Source organism: Pseudosulfitobacter koreensis (genome assembly GCF_024733015.1).
GTDB lineage: Bacteria > Pseudomonadota > Alphaproteobacteria > Rhodobacterales > Rhodobacteraceae > Pseudosulfitobacter > Pseudosulfitobacter koreensis.
The window spans coordinates 56,717-74,794 of the sequence record NZ_JANKJG010000001.1 but is presented as its reverse complement, the minus strand read 5'-3'; the positions used below and the strand labels follow the sequence as shown (position 1 = coordinate 74,794).

Genomic DNA, 18,078 nt, shown 5'->3' with positions numbered 1-18,078 from the left:
TTTTTCCTGAATAACGCCTGTCAGAGGACACATCTCATGGTCTCCATCGACCCCACTGCCGCGCCTGCGCGGTCATCCGATACGTCTGCCTTTTACCGCGCCGCATGGCGCTGGCATTTCTATGCGGGGCTCTATGTCATCCCGTTTTTCGCAATCCTCGCGCTGACCGGCATGGCGATGCTGTGGATCGCCTTTCTGGGCGGGCGCGACGGCGAACGCATCCCCGTGGTGCCCCAGGATGCGCCCCTGGCCGTCAGCGCACAGGCCGATGCCGCCATTGCCGCCGTGCATGACAGCGTGCTGGTGCAATACGTGGCCCCGCGTGCAGCCGACCGTGCGGCGGTGTTCCGTGTGGATCGGGACGGCGTGGCAACAATGGTCGCGGTCGATCCATATACCGCGCAGGTGCTGCAAAGCTGGCCGCGCCGGTCGGGTTGGTACGATCTGGCCGACAACATCCATTCGGAACTGCTTTTGGGCACCACCGGCGACCGGCTGCTCGAGATTGCCGCCTCGCTCGGCATGGTCCTGATCGCCACGGGTCTTTACATGTGGTGGCCGCGCGGCACGGGCTGGCGGCGGGCGCTGATGCCCTCGTTCAGGGGCGGACGCGGCGCGTGGAAATCAGTGCACGGCGCAATCGGTCTGTGGATCTCGGTGGTGCTGGTGTTCTTTCTGATCTCGGGCCTGTCGTGGTCCGGTGTCTGGGGCGAAAAGATGGTGCAGGCCTGGAGCCAGTTTCCAGCCGAAAAGTGGGACAACGTGCCCCTGTCCGACCAGACGCACGGCAGCATGAACCACGGCCCGAAAGAGGTGCCATGGGCGCTGGAACAGACCCCGATGCCTGCGTCGGGCAGCACCGCAGGCACCGCGGCAGCACCACGGTCGCCGGATATCGACAGCATCGACGCACTGGCCCGCCAGATCGGCTTTGACGCACGCTACCAGATGAACCTGCCGCGCGGTGCCACAGGCGTCTGGACGCTGTCGCGCGATTCGATGAACAACGACAGCATCAGCCCGACCGCCGACCGCACCACCCACATCGACCGCTTCACCGGCAACATCCTCGCCGATGTCCGCTTTGACGACTATGCGCTGGCGGGTAAGGCGATGGCGGTGGGCACGGCCCTGCACATGGGCACGCTGGGACTGTGGAGCGTTCTGGCCAACACGCTGGTGTGCCTCGCCGTCCTGGCGCTGTGCCTGACCAGCGTGGTGATGTGGTGGAAACGCCGTAGGGGCGCAGGCCTGCGTCTGGCCGCCCCGCCACTGCCGAGCGAGATGCCGCTTTGGCGGGGTGCTGTGCTGGTGGGGCTGGCCGTGTCGCTGGCCTTTCCGATGGCGGGGATCGCCCTGCTGACGGTTCTGGCGCTGGACCTCCTGGCGGTCCGGCGGATTGCGCCGCTGAAACGGCTTTTGTCCTGAGGGGGTGAAAGCAGGGGCATGTGGGCTAGCTTTGCGTTGAAGCAGCAAAAGGACAGCACGCATGCCCCAAATGGCCCTGATCACCGGCGCATCCTCTGGCATCGGCATGGAATTTGCCCGCTACCACGCATCGAAGGGCGGCGACGTGATCCTGACCGCACGGCGCGAGGACACGCTCGAGGAATTGGCCGCAGAATTGCGCAACGCACATGGCATCACCGCCCATGTCTTTGCGCTGGACCTCGGGGCTGAGGGTGGAGCGCAGGCGCTTTACCAACAGGTCACCGAAGCGGGGCTGAAGGTCGACATCCTGATCAACAACGCGGGCTTTGGCGGGCAGGGCCGGTTCCTTGATCGGTCGCTGGAAAAGGACCTCGCGATGATCGACCTGAACGTCAAGGCGCTGGTGTCGCTGACCCACAGTTTCGGGGCCGACATGGTGGCGGCGGGCGGCGGCAAGATCCTGAACGTGGCCTCAAGTGCTGCCTTCATGCCCGGCCCATTGCAGGCCACCTACTTCGCGACCAAGGCGTTCGTGACGTCGTTCAGCCAGGCGATAGATCAGGAAAACAGATCGCGCGGCGTGACCTGCACGGCCCTGTGCCCCGGCTATGTGAAAACCGAATTTGCCGATGTCAGCGACCTGAACGGCACCGCTCTGGTCAAGAACGGCGGGGCCACGCCCGACACTGTCGCGCGCATCGGCTATGACGCGATGATGCGCGGCGATCTGGTGATCGTGAACGAGAGGGGATTGTCGGTCGCGCTGAACTGGGTCATTCCGCTGATGCCGCGCCGGATGGTTCTGAAGATGATCCAGCGGATGCAGACCAAGAAATGACGCTTGTCACTCTTTGTCCACATGACGCGCCCACAGATCGGGCCGACGCTCGGCGGTGATCTTTTCGGACATTTCGCGCCGCCACTCCGCGATCTTGGCGTGGTTGCCCGACATCAGCACCTCGGGGATCGGACGCCCCTGCCACTCCGCGGGCTTGGTGTATTGCGGATGTTCCAAAAGGCCTGCCGAATGGCTTTCATCCACCGCACTTTCGGCATTGCCCAGCACGCCGGGCAACAGCCGCACGGTGGCGTCGATCATCGCTTGCGCTGCCAGCTCGCCCCCCGTCATCACGAAATCGCCCAATGAGACTTCGGTGATGTCGTAGGCTTCCAGCACCCGTTCGTCCACGCCCTCGAAGCGACCACACAGCATGGTCACGCCGTCGCAGCGCGCCAGATCGCGCGCCATCGCCTGATCGAACCGCCGACCGCGCGGCGACATGTAGAGGATCGGCCAGCGTCCGCGCGCGTGACCTTGCGCCTCGGCGATGGCGGGGCCGACCACATCGGCACGCAGGACCATGCCCGCGCCGCCGCCTGCGGGCGTGTCATCGACGTTGCGGTGTTTGGTCAGCCCGTGTTCGCGCAGGTCGTGGGTGTGCAATTGCCACAGCCCGTCCTGCAGTGCCCGCCCGGTCAGGCTTTCGCCCAGCACGCCGGGGAATGCGTCCGGAAACAGCGTCACGATCCGCGCCTGCCAGACGCCTGCAAGCTCGGGCGTCTCGTCCATCAGCGACGCGGGTTTCAGCGTCGCCCGGATGCTCTTGCGGCCATGTGATTTCATGTGTCTTTTCCTTGGGCTGCGGCCAATATGGCCTGTTTCGCCGCCTTGCGCGCGGCGCGGTCTGCCGGGTCTGGGTGGGCGCGGTTGGCCTCCAGTAACGCCTCAAGCACGGATGGGTCCAGCGCTGCATTCGCCACCGGATGCGGCATGATCTGCGCCAGTGTCTCGGCAGGCACGTCGCACAGTTCCAGCAGGGGCTGCGCGGGTCCAAGCCGCAGGCTCTGCGCCTCTTCCAGACGGGCGCGGAACACGCGGCAGGGCACTGTGGCGGCAATCTCGTCCAGCACGGCGTCCAGATCGGCGGCATGGCCATAGCGCGCGACGAAGTCGGTGAAATCCAAGGTCATAGAGGACGATTTCACATGTTCCCAATAGGCGCTGCGCAACCAGGCCTGCGGCGCGCGGGTCGAGGCATAGACCGCAACCTCGCAGTCGGGAAAGTGTTTCTGTACACATTCGACGTAAATATGTACCAACTCCGGCGCGGCGGAATAATCGGCCAGATCGCCCCGTCCCGGCATGTGCCCCGAAAGCTCCTCGGCCGAGATCACCAGCGCGCGGCGCGGCATTCCGGGCAGGTCCTGCAACAGCAGATCGAACCGGCGCGCCACCTTCGCCAGCGAGATCTTGTCGCGCCAAGTGGAAAAGCCGCGCGTCGCGTGCATCAGGTCGGTCATCTGCGGTTTCAAACGGATCGCCAGGTGCGGTTTCAGCAGCGCGCGGTTGGTGCGCAGCATCTGCTGCACCGTCGATGTGCCGGTCTTGTGAAAGCCGATGTGCAGAACGATCTTGGCGGGCATCAGAAGTCCTCGCGCTTCAGAGCGTCCCTGGCCACGCGCCAGTCGGCATCCGACAGGTCCGAGCGGTTCAGCGCCAGCATCGCGTCGGTCAAGCCCGGCGGTGGCGACGTGTTTTCAGGCGGGCGGGAGTTGAGCGTTTCGGGCGCGATGCCCAGCACATCCAGCAGCGGGGCAAGCGGCCCGAGCGGCGTGGTGCAGCCCTCGAGCGGTTGCGCGACCACGCGAATACCGGGCACGGCGGCAGCGACCTGAGCCACGATCCCGTCCAGATCGGCAGAGGCCGCCATACGCGCGGCATATTCCGCAGCGCTGAGGGTGATCCGCGTCGCGCGCAAATGCTGGACGTAGCAACTGCGCAACCACGGATCGGCGGCGCGGGTGGTGAAATACAAGACTTGTTCTGCGTTGGGCAAGGCGGCGGCAATGGCCTGCGTGAGCGCGCGCATGATGCGCGGTGTGGCGTCATAGGTCGTCAGCCCGCGCCGTCCGGGCATGTGGCCGGAGAGGTCTTCGGAACTCAGCACCACATCGGCGGTCTCGGTGCCCCAACTTTCGGCGAGGCTTGCCGCCTCGTATTGGATCAACGCCAGATCGGTCTGGCTGCGGCTGACGGAATAGGCGCGGGCCGCTTCGCAAAGCGCCACCATATCAGGGCGCAGAACGATGCGGCAGGGGCGCAGGACCTTGCGGTTCGCCCGCAGCGTCTTTTGCATGGTCGTCGTGCCGGTCTTGTGAAACCCTGCGTGGATGAGAATGCGCATGGCGGGCTTTCTGTCAGCCGCCATGCGCGATCAGGGTCTTACCATCGGGGTCGGTCAGGCGATGGCGATGATGCCCAGAATGACCAGCAGGAACACCACCAGTGCGACGAAGATCAGAAACTTGGCCCCAGTCAACGCAGCACCCGACAGACGGCCAAAGCCGAACAGGCTGGCCACGGCGGCCACAACGAGCAGGATGAGAATAATCTCTAACATGATTTACCCTTTCAAATTCGGGCGATAACCGCCCCTCTGAAATGGAAACGTCCCAAGCCGCTCGCGGTTCCGTGATCACGGCCACAGCCCTTCCGGCGGGTCGGCCACGATACGCCCCGTGGCAAGATCGACGGTCGGCACGGCATCAAGCGTGAAGGGCAGCAGCACCGTGGCGCTGCTTTCGGGCAAGGCCACCTCAAGCAGGTCCGCCGCACCGTGGTTCTGCACCGACTTCACATGGCCCAGTTCAGTGCCGCCGGTGTCGACCACGGTCAGGCCGACCAGATCGGCGTGGTAATATTCGTCATCGGGCAGCGACGGCAACTGATCGCGGTGCGCGTGCAGGGTCACGCCCTTGAGCGCGTCGGCCTCTTCCTTGGTCCCGACTTCGGCGATGCGCACAACAAAGCCGTTCTTGACCGAATGGACGATCGCCAGCGAAAACGACCGTTTGCCGGTCTCGTCGGTCAGCGGGCTGTAGGTTTCGATGTCGTCGGGGACCGCACAGAACGATTTGATCCGCACTTCGCCCTTTACTCCGTAGGCACCGCTGATGGCGCCCACGCAAACCAGTTCATCCTTGCTCACTTTACACCTCTGCAAATCCCGTCGCGCATGATGCCACCCGCATCGGTACAGCGTTGCGCGGCGGCCTGGCTTTCATAAATCCAACCGGCGGCGAAAGCGACCGGCAACAGGAAAATCAATCGAAAGAGTTTGAACACTCTGGCATGGCCTCGAAGCACTTATTAACAAGCGGCACATTGCGCCGAGCACGGACCGACTGTCCAGAGCAGGCGCATTCGACCGGGGCGAGAACCTCGGCTGCCCGCTTTTCGCACAGTCCGGTCATTCCTGCGGCATCATTCTGCAAGGCCCCTTGCACTGTTCAGGGCCGCATCCGATATGTGCCGCTATGAATCAGTCCAATGCCCTTCCCCGACAGTCCATACGCACCCGCGTCGCCCGCTTCACCGAGCGCGCGGCGTTCCAGAATTTCATTCTGGCGGTGATCCTGTTCAACGCTGCCATTCTGGGGCTGGAAACCTCGGATCAGGCGATGGCTGCGGCGGGGCCGCTGATCGTGGCGCTGGATACCGCCTGCCTTGCGATCTTCGTGATCGAAATCGCGCTCAAGATTTTCGGGCGCGGTCTGGCGTTCTTCAAGAGCGGCTGGAGCATGTTCGATTTCGTGATCGTCGCGGTCTCGCTGGTGCCGGTGACCCAAGGCCTCAGCGTGCTGCGCGCGATGCGGATCCTGCGGCTGCTCAGGGTCATTTCGGTCGCGCCGTCCCTGCGGCGCGTGGTTGACGGCCTGGTCAACGCGCTGCCGGGTGTGGGGTCGGTGTTTTTGCTGATGGGCGTGATCTTCTACATCGGCGCGGTGATGGCGACCAAGCTTTTTGGCGCGGCCTTTCCCGACTGGTTCGGCACATTGGCGCGGTCGGGCTATTCGCTGTTCCAGATCATGACGCTGGAAAGCTGGTCGATGGGCATCGTGCGCCCGGTGATGGAGGTTTACCCCTATGCGTGGACGTTCTTCATTCCGTTCATCATGGTCACGACCTTTGCGGTGGTGAACCTGCTGGTGGGTCTGATCGTGAATTCGATGCAGGACGCGCACAACGAGGAATCCAACGAAAAGACCGACACCTACCGCGACGAGGTGCTGCACCGTCTGCTTGAGCTGGAAAACCTGATCAAGGCGCAGAACGAGACGCGCAAGGATTGAGCCATTCTTGAACGTCGTGCGTATCCGACTCCACGCGACAGACTTTCTAAGTCGTGTTGTTGATCCGTGCCAAGCGAAGCTGGCACAGTGCCATGCATTTCTGATCCAAACCGGACTTGCGTAAAGTCGCGCATCGACGGGCCGTGGTGCGGCGATCAGACCTCTGTGACTGGCACTTTATGGCAGCCAAGCACATCCCAGCTATCCGTCACGCGCAACAGAAACCAAATCGCCGTGTCGGCGGACGGCCCGGCGTTGCGCGGCGGCCTGCGGCCTTGATTCCGCGCGGTGGCAGACGGTAAGAGCTCAAAGCAGCCGGTCGGCCCCCCGCCCAACGGACGCAGCGCCGCACCTTGGGTCAGCTATCTCTCACAAAAGTGGGTTTTGCCCGGCAACTGACATTCGCACACGTCCGACGCCACACAAAAAAGGCCCGCCCCACCTGCGTGGAACGGGCCCCGAAACATGCGGTCGCCAGAGTTATTCCTCTGCGGCAGCTTCCTCTTTCGGTGCGTTGGCCGCTTCTTCGATCGCTGCTTTCTTGGCAGCTTTCTCTTCGACGCGCGCCTGGGCTTTCTTGCCGGGTGTGCCCTTGTTGGGGTTGTTACGCTCGGTTTTGGGTGTCACGCCGGCGGCTTCCAGCATGCGCGCGACACGGTCGGTGGGCTGTGCGCCCTGTGCGATCCAGTGCTGGATGCGCTCGACGTCCATCTTCACGCGGTCTTCGCTGTCTTTGGCCAGCAGCGGGTTGTATGTGCCCAGTTTCTCGATGAAACGGCCATCGCGCGGCATGCGGCTGTCGGCAGCGACGATACGGTAGAAGGGGCGTTTCTTGGAACCGCCGCGGGCGAGACGAATTTTCATGGCCATGGTTGGTATCTCCTAATTGATGGCTTTGACGGGGTGTGACCCCGTTTCAGGTCTGGTGCTGTTTGTGGTGCTGAATGACTTCAGCGATGATGAAGTTCAGGAACTTCTTGGCGAATTCGGGGTCGAGGTCGGCCTCTTTCGCCAAATCTTCAAGACGTGCGATCTGCGCGGCTTCGCGTGCAGGATCGGACGGGGGAAGGTCGTGTTCGGCTTTGAGTTTCCCCACAGCCTGGGTGTGTTTGAACCGCTCGCCCAAGGTATAGACAAGGATGGCGTCCAGCCGGTCGATGCTGGCGCGGTGGCCTTTCAGCAGCTCGGCGGCGCGTTTCACGGTGTCGGTCATGCGGCGATCTCCTGTGGTCCGGGGTGACGGTACACCCCCATCGCGCCATAGACGGGATGGTGATAATCATCCTGCCGCGTGGCCCCCAGAGCGGCGGCGACGCGCACGGAGGCGTCGTTCCCGGCCGCGATCATGCTGACCACGGTGGTCCAGTCGAGCGTTTCATAGGCGTGCGCGCGTGCGGCGCGGCCTGCTTCTGCGGCGTAGCCCTTGCCGTTGCCCGACCAGATGTACCAGCCGACTTCGGCTTCGGGCCAATCAAGCGGGTTGTGCAGGCCGACAAGGCCGATGGCGGTGTCGTCGTCGCGTGTCGTCACGATCCAACGCCCATAGCCGCGCATGGCCCAGTGTCCCAGCACCTGACAGAGATAGCGCCATGTTTCCGCTTCGGTCATCGGGCCGCCCACGAACCGCGAGGCGTCCGACGCATAGAACGCGGCAAAGGCAGGCACGTCCCGCGGCGAAGGCGCGCGCAGGATCAGCCGTTCGGTCGTCAGCGTGGGGATATGCGGGGTTGCGTCGGTCATTTCTTCTTCCCGAAACCGGAGAGGCCCGAGGGCAGGCCCATGCCGCCACCGCCAAAGGGATTCTGGCCGCCCATGCCGCCCATCTGCTTGGCGGCGGCTTCCAGTGCCTTGGGGTCCATGCCTGCGGCCATGTCTTCGGGGCTGGGGCCGCCTTTGCCGAACATGCCCTTCATGGCCTGTTTCAGCATGCCGCCTTTGCCCATCTTGCCCATTTTCTTCATCATGTCGGACATCTGGCGGTGCATCTTCAAGAGCTTGTTCAGCTCGGACACTTCCAGACCCGCACCGCGCGCGATGCGCTTCTTGCGGCTGGCCTGCAGGATCTGCGGCGCGGCGCGCTCTTTCTTGGTCATCGACTGGATCAGCGCGATCTGCTGCTTGAGGATCTTGTCGTCAAAGCCCGAGGCCTCGACCTGTTTGGCCATCTTGCCCATGCCGGGCATCATGCCCATCATGCCCTGCATGCCGCCCATCTTGATCATCTGTTCCAGCTGCATGCGCAGGTCGTTCATGTTGAACTGACCCTTGGCCATGCGCTTCATCATTTTTTCGGCCTGTTCGGCCTCGATGGTTTCCTGCGCCTTTTCGACCAGGGCAACGATATCGCCCATGCCCAGGATACGGCCCGCGATGCGTTCGGGCTCGAATGTCTCGAGCGCGTCCATCTTTTCGCCAAGGCCCACGAACTTGATCGGCTTGCCGGTCACGGCCCGCATCGACAGGGCAGCACCGCCGCGTCCGTCGCCGTCCATCCGGGTCAGCACAACGCCGGTGATCCCGATACGGTCGTCAAAGTTCTGCGCGGTGTGCACGGCGTCCTGACCGGTCAGACCGTCGACGACCAGCAGCGTTTCGCGCGGGTTGGTGACGTTGCGCACCGCCTCGACCTGTTGCATCAGTTCTTCGTCGATCGACAGACGCCCCGCCGTGTCCAGCATGTAGACGTCATAGCCGCCCATGCTGGCTTGCGTCTTGGCGCGTCTGGCGATGGCGAGGGGGTCTTCGCCCTTGACGATGGGCAGGGTGTCGACACCGATCTGCTTGCCCAGGATCGCAAGCTGTTCCATCGCCGCGGGGCGGTTGACGTCGAGCGAGGCCATCAGCACCCGCTTGCCCTCGCGGTCTTTCAGACGCTTGGCGAGCTTGGCGGTCGTGGTGGTTTTACCGCCACCCTGCAAGCCGACCATCAGGATCGGCGCGGGCGCGTTGTCGATTTTCAGCGCACCGGGCTCGCCTTCGCCGGTCAGGGTGTCGATCAGCGCGTCGTGCACGATCTTGACGACTTGCTGGCCGGGGGTGATTGACTTGGTCACCGCCTGGCCCGTGGCCTTTTCCTGTACCTTGTTGACGAAATCGCGCGCCACGGGCAGCGAGACGTCGGCCTCGAGCAGGGCGACGCGCACTTCGCGCAGGGCGGTTTTCACGTCCTCGTCGGAGAGCGAACCCTGTTTGGTCAGCCGGTCAAAGACCCCGCCAAGCCGTTCGGATAGATTTTCAAACATGCCAAGCGCCTTTCGTGCCCGTTGCGATCTGCCCCCTTATGTAGGAAGCGGTGAAGGATTTCCCAAGTTCAAACCAAGAGCGCCCCCGTGGGCGCAACGCGCTGACGGAGGGCGATCCCTGATTGATCAGGGACCGGAAGGCCAAAGCTCCCGGAGTGTTGGGGCGCGTTTACGGCGCTGCGGCGCGCGAGTCAACACTCGGGCCACCGCAGCGCACCTTGGCCCGGCTTGCGCCGGACCCTGAAGGATCAGGCAGCCAGTTTGGCAACCTGCGCCTTGGCTTCGGCAATCGAGCCTTCGGCGTCGACCGACAGGCGGTCGGCGGCGACGATCTGCACATCGGTGATGCCGATAAAGCCCAGGATGTGCCGCATGTAGTTGGTGGCAAAATCAATCTCGGAGCCGACGGGTGTGCCGCCGGTGGCCGCGACCAGGATTGCGCGTTTGCCTGTCAGCAGCCCTTCCGGGCCAGCTTCGGTATAGCGGAACGTGATGCCTGCGCGGCAGATCATGTCGACCCATGCCTTGAGGTTGGTGGGAATGCCGAAGTTGTAGACTGGTACGCCGATGACCAGCACGTCGGCGGCTTTGACTTCCGCGATCAGCGTGTCGGACAGCGCAAGCAGCTCTTTTTGCGCGTCGTTGCGGTCTGCCTCGGGCGTGAAGTTGGCGCCGATCCAGCTTTCGTCGATGTGGGGCAGGGCGTCGAACAGATCGCGGGTGACGACATCGCCATCGAGCCGGGCGACGACGTCCTGGCTGAGATCGCGGGTGACGGATGTGGCGCGGCGGGCGGAGGCATCAATGTGCAGAATGGATTTGGCCATTTTCAGGTCCTTTCAGGAGGAGGTAATTCTGCATCCCAAAATAGGAATTGTAAAAACACACGCAATTGGCCAGAACTCACAGCAACTGTTGAAAATCGCACACTTAAGAACTGGACTTCGCCAGATGGACAATTGGGACGAAATCAAGACCGCCTATCAGGTCGCGCGCATGGGCACCGTCAGCGGTGCGGCGGACGTTCTGGGCGTGCACCACGCCACGGTGATCCGCCACGTTGACGCGTTGGAAGCACGGCTGGGCGTCAAGCTGTTTCAGCGTCACGCGCGCGGCTATACTGCGACCGAAGCGGGCGAGGATCTGCTGCGCGTGGCCAAGGCGACCGATGACCAGTTCAGCCAGCTGGTCGGCCGGATCAAGGGGCGCGGCACGGATGTGTCGGGCGATCTGGTGGTGACCTCGCTGACTTCGCTGGTGCCGCGCATGGTGCCGATCCTGACCCAGTTCCAGCGTGAGAATCCCGATGTGGTGATCCGCTATCTGACCGGCACCCGCCTGTTCCGTCTGGAATACGGCGAGGCGCATGTGGCGATCCGCGCGGGGTCGCCGCCGGCACAGCCCGACAACGTGGTGCAAAGCCTCGCGCGTCAGCGGATGGGCCTCTTTGCCGCGCGGCGCTATGCCGAGGAGCGCGGCCTGCCTGAAAGCTGGGCGGAGTGCAGCGGCCACAGGTTCGTCGGCACCAACAACGATCAAAGCCGTGCGCCGTTCAACAAGTGGCTGCGCGACAAGGTGCCCGACGTGGTGTTCAGTTTCCGCAGCGAGGAAGACCGCGCGATCGAACAGGCCATCCTGAACGGTGCGGGCATCGGCTTTGCCTCCGTGCTGGAGGCGCGGGCCAACCCCGATCTGATCGAGGTCTTTCCGCATGACGAGGAATGGTCAGCGCCTTTGTGGCTGGTCACCCATGTCGATCTGCACCGCACCACCAAGGTTCAGGCGTTTCTGACCTTTCTCAAGGACGCGGCGAAGGATTGGGACGTATGATGTCCAGGCTGCCGGAGGGCGTGCAGGGCCATCTGGCGATGCTGACCTTTTCCGCGCTCGTGGCGGGGTCGTTCTCGCTGGGGTCGCAGGCGGCCAATGCCATTGATCCCGCGGCGCTGAACGCCGCGCGTTTCGCGCTGGCGGCGGTCGTGATCGGGGCGATCGTCGCAGCCACGGGCAAGGCGCGGGCAGTGCACTGGCAGGCGCCCTGGCGCTATCTGGTGCTGGGGGCGCTCTTCAGCGTCTATTTCGTGCTGATGTTCGAGGGGCTGAAAACCGCGCCTGCGGTCAGCGCGGCGGCGGTGTTCACGCTGACCCCGATCCTGGCTGCCGGTTTCGGCTGGCTGGTGTTGCGACAGATCACGACGCCGCGCATGGCGCTGGCGCTGGCCATCGGAGCTGCGGGGGCGGTCTGGGTGATCTTTCGCGCCGATCTGGCGGCACTGGCCGCGTTCGAGATCGGGCGGGGCGAGGCGATCTATTTCGTCGGCTGCGTGTCCCATGCGCTTTATACGCCGATGGTGCGCAAGCTGAACCGGGGCGAGCCTGCGGTGGTGTTCACGCTGGGCACGTTGATCGCGGGCTGTCTGCTGCTGGTCGTCTACGGCTGGTCCGATATCCGCGCGACCGATTGGCTGAACCTGCCCGCGATTGTCTGGATCACGCTGGTCTACATCGCCATCTTCGCCAGTGCCTCGACCTTCGTGCTGCTGCAATTCGCGACGCTGCGGCTGCCCTCGGCCAAGGTCATGGCCTATACATATCTCACGCCGTCGTGGGTGATCGTCTGGGAGATCATGCTGGGCAACGGCGCGCCGGGCGGGATGATCCTGATCGGGGTCGCGCTGACGATACTGGCGCTCTACCTGTTGTTGCGGGATGACGGCGCGGCCTGAGACAGGCCGTGAGCGGAACCTTTGTTCGAAGTGCGGCGTTACCATTGCACAATTTGAATAAACAAAGGACCTGTCATGCGTAACGTATTCTATATCATCGGCGTCATCGTCGTCGTCTTGGTCATCCTGTCACTGGCAGGTCTGGTCTAAACCCCTAGCGTTCCTGGGTGTCGGGCTGGGCATCATTGTCCAGTTCCGACGCCAGAAACCGCTCGAATGCGTCAAGATTGACCGGTTCGAATTGACCGAACCCCTGCATCCAGACCGACGCGGCACGCATCGCGTCGGGCTCCAGCTTGCACCACTTGACCCTGCCACGCTTTTCCTGCGCAATCAGGCCAGCGCGCGTCAGGATCGCAAGGTGTTTGCTGATCGCCGCCAGAGACATCTCGAACGGCTCGGCCACATCCGTGACCGCCATGTCGTCTTCCAGCAACATCGCCAGGATCGCCCGCCGCGTGCGGTCGGCAAGCGCCGCGAATACGTGATCCAGATCATGTGTCATGCTTCGTCATAGCTGGGCTTGGGGATGAAGAGAAGCGTCACCAGCGCGGATGTACGGGGCCCTGCGATGGCCAGAAATGCGTGTGACGCGCATGGGTCGCTGCATCCAATCCTATGTCGCGGGCCAGATGTGCATTGATCTGTCGGACGTGCAGGGCCCTTGGCGGCATAACTATGCGACGCAACCAGGCCAACGCACAGCGAATACGTGAATTTTGGGCATGTGTCTTTGGCCCGCGAAATGCGGGTGCATCTGCTGTGCGCCTCATTGAAACACCTTTGGAATAATGGATTTGCACAAGTTTTGCGACGGGCGCACCCCGTGTTCAATCCGGATTAGTTTGACATGTCCCGTGCGAAAAATGCACAGATAGTCCATGCAACGCCCTCTTCCCCCACTTAATGCGCTGCGCGCGTTCGAGGCCGCAGGCCGCCACGAGAGCTTTTCGCGTGCCGCAGACGAGTTGCGGGTGAGCCATTCGTCGATCAGCCGCCATGTGCGCGGTCTCGAAGACTGGCTGGGTGCGCAACTCTTCCGCGATCTGCCGCGCGGCGTGGCGCTGACTTCGGACGGCGCGGCGTTCCTTGCGGATGTGTCTGCGGCTTTTCGAAACGATCAGCACCGCCACCGATCGTCTGACCGCGCGCCCTGCGGGCACGCTGGTCGTGAACGCCGAGCCGCTGTTTGCAGCGAAATGGCTGGTGCCGCGTCTGAATGCGTTCCACACAGCGCACCCGGAGATTGAAATCCGGCTGGAGACTTCGACAGGCCTTGCCGACGTCGCCCGCTATGAGGCCGACATCGCGATCCGCTTCCTGGCGGTCGCCGGGTCGGACCCGGACGCCATCCTGCTCAGCGATGCGCCTGTCTATCCTTATGCCGCCCCGTCGCTGATCGCTGCCGCGCCCGATGACCCGGCCGAGCTGCTGCGTTATCCGCGTCTGCGCGACCGATACAAGGACACCTGGGCGATCTGGGCCGAACTTGCTGGCCTGCCCTCGCCGCAGACCGATCCGGCGTGGCGGATGCGGGCGCATCTCGCCATCGAAGCTGCCCTGGCGGGGCAGGGCGTCTATCTGGTGTCATCGGAGGTGGTTGCGCAAGACGTGGCAACCGGGCGCTTGCACCGAGTGTCCGACATCGGGTTTTGCGACGGCGGGTTCTATTTGAAACAAGCCGAAGGAGGGACGCGCCGCAAGGCGGTGCGCATTTTTTCCGACTGGCTTCTGGAGCAGGCTGCCCCTTGGCGACGGGGTGTGTTCGCGGAAGATAAACCAAACGGTTGAATATGCTGAGCCGGCTGCAAATGCTGGTTCAGGCGAAAACCATCTGGCACCGCCTCAGAGGGCGCTTTTAATAACGCATTAAAAATCAGTGGGTTAAGCAAATTTTTATCAGCATGACCCCGCCATTGACTCACATCCCGCATCGCCGTAGCTATCCCGTCAAGTTTCCAAGTGGGGGACACCGCGTGGCGGGGCCAGAAGAACAGCAGCGCATGCGCGATCTCGAGGCCCGGATCAAAGCTCTCAAGGGCGAAGACAAGCCGAAGGTCCACCACTACGACGACCACCACTCTCAGGCCCAGATGGCCTGGCGGATGGTAATCGAACTCGTGTCCGGTCTGGCGATCGGGTTCGGGATCGGTTACGGGCTCGACAGTCTTCTGGGCACATCGCCCTGGCTGATGATCCTGTTCATATTTCTCGGCTTCGCGGCCGGCGTGAACGTGATGATACGCAGCGCCCGCGAAATGCAGAAAGACGGAATGGCCAAAGCGGCCGACAGTGACGACGCCCGCAAGGGCACAGACGAAGGGCCCTGAGAATGGCAGACGAAACACAAGTGGTGGTCGCAACCGGTGCCGATGTCGCACATGGTGCGGAAAGCGGTCTGGTCTTTCACCCGATGGATCAGTTCCTGGTCAAGCCGATCTTCGGTCAGGCCGGAGATCCGGTGTTCTGGTACACGCCCACGAACGTGACGCTGTGGCTGGGCCTGTCGGTTCTGGCGATCTTTGCGCTGATGGTGCTGACCACCTCGCGCCGCTCTGTTATCCCGTCGCGCGGCCAGTCCGTCGCCGAATTGTCCTATGGCTTTATCTACAAGATGGTCGAGGACATCACCGGCAAGGAGGGGCTGAAGTATTTCCCCTATATCATGACGCTGTTCATGTTCATCGTCAGCGCGAACTTCCTGGGCCTGCTGCCCACGGCGTTCACGACCACCTCGCACATCGCTGTCACTGCGGTTCTGGGTTTCGCCGTGTTCTTCGCGGTCACGATCCTGGGCTTCGTGCTGAACGGTTTCGGCTTTCTGGGCCTGTTCTGGGTATCGTCGGCGCCGCTGGCGCTGCGCCCGATCCTGGCCGTGATCGAACTTATCTCGTACTTCGTGCGCCCCGTCAGCCACTCCATTCGTCTGGCGGGCAACATGATGGCGGGCCACGCCGTGATCAAGGTGTTCGCGGCCTTCGCCGCCGTGACAGCCGTGGCACCGGTTTCGGTCGCAGCCATCGCCGCGATCTACGGGCTCGAAGTTCTGGTGTGCTTTATCCAGGCATATGTCTTCACCATTCTGACCTGCGTGTACCTCAAGGATGCCCTGCACCCTGCGCACTAAGGTCCGGACTACCTCATCAAATCGACATTCCATTGTAAGGAGAAAATCATGGAAGGCGAACTCGCACAAATGGGCCAGTTTATTGGCGCAGGTCTGACAGCGTTCGGCATGGGTGGCGCAGCCATCGGTGTGGGCAACGTGGCAGGCAACTATCTGGCCGGCGCACTGCGCAACCCTTCGGCAGCCGCGGGTCAAACCGCCACGCTGTTCATCGGCATCGCGTTTGCAGAAGCCCTGGGGATCTTCTCGTTCCTCGTCGCTCTGCTGCTGATGTTCGCCGTCTAAGCCTCTGACGATTATTCCTTACGCATTGGGCGGCGCGGTCAGCCGTGCCGCCCATTGGATTGATTGTTTGACAGGAGGCCGTGATGGCAACTGAACCGATTGACCTTGAGGCCGCAGGACTTTGCACGGATGCATATGGCAGTGCCATAGGCATGCCGCAGCTTTGCGACGCATGGTTCGGCAACCAGATCTTCTGGCTGCTCATTGCCCTGGTCGTGATCTACTTTATTCTGTCACGCATCGCGCTGCCCCGGATTTCGGCCATTCTGTCCGAACGTCAGGGCACGATTACCAATGACATCGCGGCTGCCGAAGACCTGAAAGCCAAGGCACATGAGGCCGAAGCCGCCTATGATCAGGCACTGGTCGATGCCCGTCTGGAAGCAGGCCGCATCATCGACGCCGCCAAGGCCGACATGAAAGCCGATCTTGAAGCGGCGATGAAAAAAGCCGACGCCGAGATTGCCGTGCGCACAGCCGAGGGCGAAAAAGCCATTGCCGAAATCCGCGAGGGGGCCCTGGCCGCCGTCAAGGACGTCGCCAAGGACACCGCCAAGGAAATCGTCGCGGCGATGGGTGGAAACGCAGATGCACGCACCGTCACGGCTGCGGTCAACGCGCGGATGAAGGGATAAGACGATGAAAAAACTGATCGCACAGTCCCTCACCCTCTCCCTCGTCCTGTCGGCATCACCCGCATTCGCGGCAACCGGCCCGTTCTTTTCGCTGCGCAACACTGACTTTGTGGTCTTGCTGGCGTTCTTGGTTTTCCTCGGGATTCTGGTGTACTTCAAGGTGCCCGGAAAGATCGTGGAAATGTTGGATGGCCGCGCCACCGGCATCAAATCCGAACTGGAAGAAGCGCGCGCGCTGCGTGAAGAAGCCCAGACACTGCTTGCCAGCTACGAGCGCAAGCAAAAGGAAGTCCAGGGCCAGGCCGACCGCATCGTCGCATCGGCCAAGCAAGAAGCGCAGGCCGCAGCCGAAGAAGCCCGTGAAGATCTGAAGAAATCCGTCGAGCGCCGCATCGCGTCCGCCGAGGGTCAGATCGCATCGGCAGAAGCTGCCGCCGTCAAGGAAGTCCGCGACCGTGCGGTGACCATCGCCGTGCAAGCCGCGCGCGACGTGATCGCCAAGCAGATGACCGCCGCCGAAGGCAACAAGCTGATCGACGACGCCATCACGCAGGCTGGTGAAAAACTGCACTGATCCTGACTGGATCTGCCAGAATTCAGAAACCCGAGGTTCGCGCCTCGGGTTTTTTCGTTTTTGAGCAGAGCCATGGATGTCGTCAGGTGTGGGTTTCGTGATCCAGCCGCTGCCGGGCCACATCCTCGTTGCGCTCGGCCTTTTGCTGGTCGCGCAGGGCGCGCTCGACATAATCGAGATGCGTCTCGACCGCGCGGCGCGCCGCGTCGGGGTCCCGCGCCTGAACCGCGTCGTTGATCGCGCGGTGCTGGTCCAGCAGGGCGCTGCGGGTGGTGCGTTGCTTGAACATGACCTGACGATTGTAAAACACGCCATTGCGCAGCAGATCGTACATCGAGCGCATCATATGCAGCATGATGACGTTGTGCGACGCCTCGACGATGGCCATGTGGAACTGCGCGTCCAGCGCGCTTTCCGCATCGGCGTTGCGGGCCGGATGGGCCGCTTCCATCTTGTCGAAGATGGTTTGCACCACCTGCAGATCGGTGTTCGACGCCAGCCGTGCGGCACGCTCTGCGGCCAGCCCTTCCATGTCGCGGCGAAACGACAGGTAGTCGAAGACGGCCTCGTCATGGCGCGCGAAAAGCTGCGTGAGGGCAGGCGAAAACGCCGACCCCAGAACGTCGGCCACATAGATCCCAGCGCCGGGGCGGGCGGCGAGCAGCCCGGTTTCCTGCAAACTACCGATCGCATCGCGCAAGGATGGGCGCGACACGCCCATGCGGTCGGCCAATTCGCGTTCCGATGGCAGACGCTCGCCGGGTCGCAGGATGCCGCGCAGGATCAGCTTTTCGATCTGGCGCACCACGGCGGACGAGAGTTTTTCAGGGGTGACAGGGCGAAAGGGCATCGGGCATCCTTGGGAAATTGGTCAAATTATATGACCGCGAACCCCTGGGCGTAAAGGGGTGGTCCGAGATGCGTT

23 protein-coding genes and 1 pseudogene are annotated in these 18,078 nt (G+C 62.9%); 12 read left to right on the top strand and 12 right to left on the bottom strand.

The genetic code is table 11. The features are described from left to right. The first annotated feature begins 36 nt into the window (after positions 1-36). Positions 37-1,428 (top strand): PepSY-associated TM helix domain-containing protein, encoded by a 1,392-nt coding sequence (locus NTA49_RS00445; RefSeq protein ID WP_258292678.1) that lies wholly within the window; start codon positions 37-39, stop codon positions 1,426-1,428. 61 nt (positions 1,429-1,489) lie between these two features. Beyond that, entirely contained in the window at positions 1,490-2,269 is a 780-nt protein-coding gene (locus tag NTA49_RS00440) for an SDR family NAD(P)-dependent oxidoreductase (protein ID WP_258292677.1), read from the top strand. A gap of 6 nt (positions 2,270-2,275) precedes the next feature. Here the strand turns inward: NTA49_RS00440 and trmD are convergent, their stop codons facing one another. The 5 genes from trmD to rimM form a co-directional block, all read right to left on the bottom strand. Then, positions 2,276-3,055, bottom strand: coding sequence for a tRNA (guanosine(37)-N1)-methyltransferase TrmD (trmD, locus tag NTA49_RS00435; RefSeq protein WP_258292676.1), 780 nt, complete (start codon positions 3,053-3,055; stop codon positions 2,276-2,278). Beyond that, entirely contained in the window at positions 3,052-3,855 is an 804-nt protein-coding gene (locus NTA49_RS00430) for a hypothetical protein (RefSeq protein WP_258292675.1), read from the bottom strand. The genes trmD and NTA49_RS00430 overlap by 4 nt, the downstream gene beginning before the upstream one ends. Next, complete coding sequence (locus NTA49_RS00425; RefSeq protein ID WP_258292674.1) at positions 3,855-4,616, bottom strand: hypothetical protein; 762 nt, start codon at positions 4,614-4,616, stop codon at positions 3,855-3,857. Before NTA49_RS00425 ends, NTA49_RS00430 begins: the two co-directional genes overlap by 1 nt. A gap of 54 nt (positions 4,617-4,670) precedes the next feature. Then, positions 4,671-4,832, bottom strand: coding sequence for a DUF1328 family protein (locus NTA49_RS00420; RefSeq protein WP_258292673.1), 162 nt, complete (start codon positions 4,830-4,832; stop codon positions 4,671-4,673). A gap of 75 nt (positions 4,833-4,907) precedes the next feature. After that, complete coding sequence (gene rimM / locus NTA49_RS00415) at positions 4,908-5,420, bottom strand: ribosome maturation factor RimM (protein ID WP_258292672.1); 513 nt, start codon at positions 5,418-5,420, stop codon at positions 4,908-4,910. A 328-nt stretch (positions 5,421-5,748) separates the two neighbouring features. Between rimM and NTA49_RS00410 the strand changes: the two genes are divergently transcribed. After that, positions 5,749-6,564 carry an ion transporter gene (locus tag NTA49_RS00410; RefSeq protein ID WP_258292671.1) on the top strand — a complete coding sequence of 272 codons (816 nt, stop codon included), beginning with the start codon at positions 5,749-5,751 and terminating at the stop codon, positions 6,562-6,564. Positions 6,565-7,044: 480 nt separating this feature from the next. On the opposite strand, the gene rpsP is transcribed toward NTA49_RS00410, so the two are convergent. The 5 genes from rpsP to NTA49_RS00385 form a co-directional block, all read right to left on the bottom strand. Then, positions 7,045-7,434 (bottom strand): 30S ribosomal protein S16, encoded by a 390-nt coding sequence (gene rpsP, locus NTA49_RS17140; RefSeq protein WP_261368050.1) that lies wholly within the window; start codon positions 7,432-7,434, stop codon positions 7,045-7,047. 46 nt (positions 7,435-7,480) lie between these two features. Continuing rightward, complete coding sequence (locus NTA49_RS00400; RefSeq protein ID WP_258292670.1) at positions 7,481-7,777, bottom strand: chorismate mutase; 297 nt, start codon at positions 7,775-7,777, stop codon at positions 7,481-7,483. Beyond that, positions 7,774-8,304, bottom strand: a complete 531-nt coding sequence (locus tag NTA49_RS00395) for a GNAT family N-acetyltransferase (protein ID WP_258292669.1) — start codon at positions 8,302-8,304, stop codon at positions 7,774-7,776. Before NTA49_RS00395 ends, NTA49_RS00400 begins: the two co-directional genes overlap by 4 nt. Beyond that, on the bottom strand, positions 8,301-9,806 hold the full coding sequence (gene ffh, locus NTA49_RS00390) for a signal recognition particle protein (RefSeq protein ID WP_258292668.1): 1,506 nt from the start codon (positions 9,804-9,806) through the stop codon (positions 8,301-8,303). The genes NTA49_RS00395 and ffh overlap by 4 nt, the downstream gene beginning before the upstream one ends. 248 nt (positions 9,807-10,054) lie before the next feature. Beyond that, positions 10,055-10,633, bottom strand: coding sequence for an FMN-dependent NADH-azoreductase (locus tag NTA49_RS00385; protein ID WP_258292667.1), 579 nt, complete (start codon positions 10,631-10,633; stop codon positions 10,055-10,057). Between the two features lie 124 nt (positions 10,634-10,757). On the opposite strand from NTA49_RS00385, the gene NTA49_RS00380 reads away from it, so the two are divergent. Together NTA49_RS00380 and NTA49_RS00375 are read left to right on the top strand one after the other, a co-directional pair. Continuing rightward, positions 10,758-11,636: a LysR family transcriptional regulator gene (locus tag NTA49_RS00380; RefSeq protein ID WP_258292666.1), complete on the top strand. Its 879-nt coding sequence runs from the start codon at positions 10,758-10,760 to the stop codon at positions 11,634-11,636. Then, on the top strand, positions 11,636-12,532 hold the full coding sequence (locus NTA49_RS00375; protein ID WP_261368075.1) for a DMT family transporter: 897 nt from the start codon (positions 11,636-11,638) through the stop codon (positions 12,530-12,532). The genes NTA49_RS00380 and NTA49_RS00375 overlap by 1 nt, the downstream gene beginning before the upstream one ends. A gap of 154 nt (positions 12,533-12,686) precedes the next feature. Here the strand turns inward: NTA49_RS00375 and NTA49_RS00370 are convergent, their stop codons facing one another. Continuing rightward, the gene (locus NTA49_RS00370) at positions 12,687-13,037 is read right to left on the bottom strand and encodes an ArsR/SmtB family transcription factor (protein WP_258292664.1); all 351 of its coding nucleotides are present in this window, start codon (positions 13,035-13,037) and stop codon (positions 12,687-12,689) included. Between the two features lie 376 nt (positions 13,038-13,413). Between NTA49_RS00370 and NTA49_RS17290 the strand changes: the two are divergent. The 7 genes and pseudogenes from NTA49_RS17290 to NTA49_RS00335 form a co-directional block, all read left to right on the top strand. Next, positions 13,414-13,599: pseudogene (locus tag NTA49_RS17290) on the top strand (LysR family transcriptional regulator); the annotation flags it as partial. A 28-nt stretch (positions 13,600-13,627) separates the two neighbouring features. Beyond that, the gene (locus tag NTA49_RS00360; protein WP_258292663.1) at positions 13,628-14,323 is read left to right on the top strand and encodes a LysR substrate-binding domain-containing protein; all 696 of its coding nucleotides are present in this window, start codon (positions 13,628-13,630) and stop codon (positions 14,321-14,323) included. 212 nt (positions 14,324-14,535) lie between these two features. Next, positions 14,536-14,862: an AtpZ/AtpI family protein gene (locus NTA49_RS00355; RefSeq protein ID WP_258292662.1), complete on the top strand. Its 327-nt coding sequence runs from the start codon at positions 14,536-14,538 to the stop codon at positions 14,860-14,862. Between the two features lie 2 nt (positions 14,863-14,864). Beyond that, positions 14,865-15,659 (top strand): F0F1 ATP synthase subunit A, encoded by a 795-nt coding sequence (locus tag NTA49_RS00350; protein ID WP_258292661.1) that lies wholly within the window; start codon positions 14,865-14,867, stop codon positions 15,657-15,659. 48 nt (positions 15,660-15,707) lie between these two features. Continuing rightward, positions 15,708-15,944, top strand: a complete 237-nt coding sequence (locus NTA49_RS00345; protein ID WP_005849971.1) for a F0F1 ATP synthase subunit C — start codon at positions 15,708-15,710, stop codon at positions 15,942-15,944. A gap of 83 nt (positions 15,945-16,027) precedes the next feature. Continuing rightward, positions 16,028-16,579: a F0F1 ATP synthase subunit B' gene (locus tag NTA49_RS00340; protein WP_258292660.1), complete on the top strand. Its 552-nt coding sequence runs from the start codon at positions 16,028-16,030 to the stop codon at positions 16,577-16,579. Positions 16,580-16,583: 4 nt separating this feature from the next. Then, positions 16,584-17,153 carry a F0F1 ATP synthase subunit B gene (locus tag NTA49_RS00335; protein WP_258292659.1) on the top strand — a complete coding sequence of 190 codons (570 nt, stop codon included), beginning with the start codon at positions 16,584-16,586 and terminating at the stop codon, positions 17,151-17,153. 82 nt (positions 17,154-17,235) lie between these two features. Here NTA49_RS00335 and NTA49_RS00330 read toward each other — a convergent pair whose 3' ends face one another. Further along, positions 17,236-18,003, bottom strand: coding sequence for a FadR/GntR family transcriptional regulator (locus NTA49_RS00330; protein ID WP_258292658.1), 768 nt, complete (start codon positions 18,001-18,003; stop codon positions 17,236-17,238). Positions 18,004-18,078: the final 75 nt, after the last annotated feature.

What these genes read in the sequence shown, in the direction of transcription:
- NTA49_RS00335 (WP_258292659.1), top strand. Translation starts at nt 16,584, where the DNA reads ATGAAAAAACTGATCGCACAGTCCCTCACCCTCTCCCTCGTCCTGTCG.
- NTA49_RS00430 (WP_258292675.1), bottom strand. Translation starts at nt 3,855, where the DNA reads ATGCCCGCCAAGATCGTTCTGCACATCGGCTTTCACAAGACCGGCACA.
- NTA49_RS00340 (WP_258292660.1), top strand. Translation starts at nt 16,028, where the DNA reads ATGGCAACTGAACCGATTGACCTTGAGGCCGCAGGACTTTGCACGGAT.
- ffh (WP_258292668.1), bottom strand. Translation starts at nt 9,806, where the DNA reads ATGTTTGAAAATCTATCCGAACGGCTTGGCGGGGTCTTTGACCGGCTG.
- NTA49_RS00330 (WP_258292658.1), bottom strand. Translation starts at nt 18,003, where the DNA reads ATGCCCTTTCGCCCTGTCACCCCTGAAAAACTCTCGTCCGCCGTGGTG.
- NTA49_RS00400 (WP_258292670.1), bottom strand. Translation starts at nt 7,777, where the DNA reads ATGACCGACACCGTGAAACGCGCCGCCGAGCTGCTGAAAGGCCACCGC.
- NTA49_RS00395 (WP_258292669.1), bottom strand. Translation starts at nt 8,304, where the DNA reads ATGACCGACGCAACCCCGCATATCCCCACGCTGACGACCGAACGGCTG.
- NTA49_RS00380 (WP_258292666.1), top strand. Translation starts at nt 10,758, where the DNA reads ATGGACAATTGGGACGAAATCAAGACCGCCTATCAGGTCGCGCGCATG.
- NTA49_RS00350 (WP_258292661.1), top strand. Translation starts at nt 14,865, where the DNA reads ATGGCAGACGAAACACAAGTGGTGGTCGCAACCGGTGCCGATGTCGCA.
- NTA49_RS00420 (WP_258292673.1), bottom strand. Translation starts at nt 4,832, where the DNA reads ATGTTAGAGATTATTCTCATCCTGCTCGTTGTGGCCGCCGTGGCCAGC.
- NTA49_RS00370 (WP_258292664.1), bottom strand. Translation starts at nt 13,037, where the DNA reads ATGACACATGATCTGGATCACGTATTCGCGGCGCTTGCCGACCGCACG.
- NTA49_RS00375 (WP_261368075.1), top strand. Translation starts at nt 11,636, where the DNA reads ATGTCCAGGCTGCCGGAGGGCGTGCAGGGCCATCTGGCGATGCTGACC.
- NTA49_RS00355 (WP_258292662.1), top strand. Translation starts at nt 14,536, where the DNA reads ATGCGCGATCTCGAGGCCCGGATCAAAGCTCTCAAGGGCGAAGACAAG.
- NTA49_RS00425 (WP_258292674.1), bottom strand. Translation starts at nt 4,616, where the DNA reads ATGCGCATTCTCATCCACGCAGGGTTTCACAAGACCGGCACGACGACC.
- NTA49_RS00345 (WP_005849971.1), top strand. Translation starts at nt 15,708, where the DNA reads ATGGAAGGCGAACTCGCACAAATGGGCCAGTTTATTGGCGCAGGTCTG.
- trmD (WP_258292676.1), bottom strand. Translation starts at nt 3,055, where the DNA reads ATGAAATCACATGGCCGCAAGAGCATCCGGGCGACGCTGAAACCCGCG.
- NTA49_RS00440 (WP_258292677.1), top strand. Translation starts at nt 1,490, where the DNA reads ATGCCCCAAATGGCCCTGATCACCGGCGCATCCTCTGGCATCGGCATG.
- NTA49_RS00445 (WP_258292678.1), top strand. Translation starts at nt 37, where the DNA reads ATGGTCTCCATCGACCCCACTGCCGCGCCTGCGCGGTCATCCGATACG.
- rpsP (WP_261368050.1), bottom strand. Translation starts at nt 7,434, where the DNA reads ATGGCCATGAAAATTCGTCTCGCCCGCGGCGGTTCCAAGAAACGCCCC.
- NTA49_RS00385 (WP_258292667.1), bottom strand. Translation starts at nt 10,633, where the DNA reads ATGGCCAAATCCATTCTGCACATTGATGCCTCCGCCCGCCGCGCCACA.
- NTA49_RS00360 (WP_258292663.1), top strand. Translation starts at nt 13,628, where the DNA reads ATGTGTCTGCGGCTTTTCGAAACGATCAGCACCGCCACCGATCGTCTG.
- NTA49_RS00410 (WP_258292671.1), top strand. Translation starts at nt 5,749, where the DNA reads ATGAATCAGTCCAATGCCCTTCCCCGACAGTCCATACGCACCCGCGTC.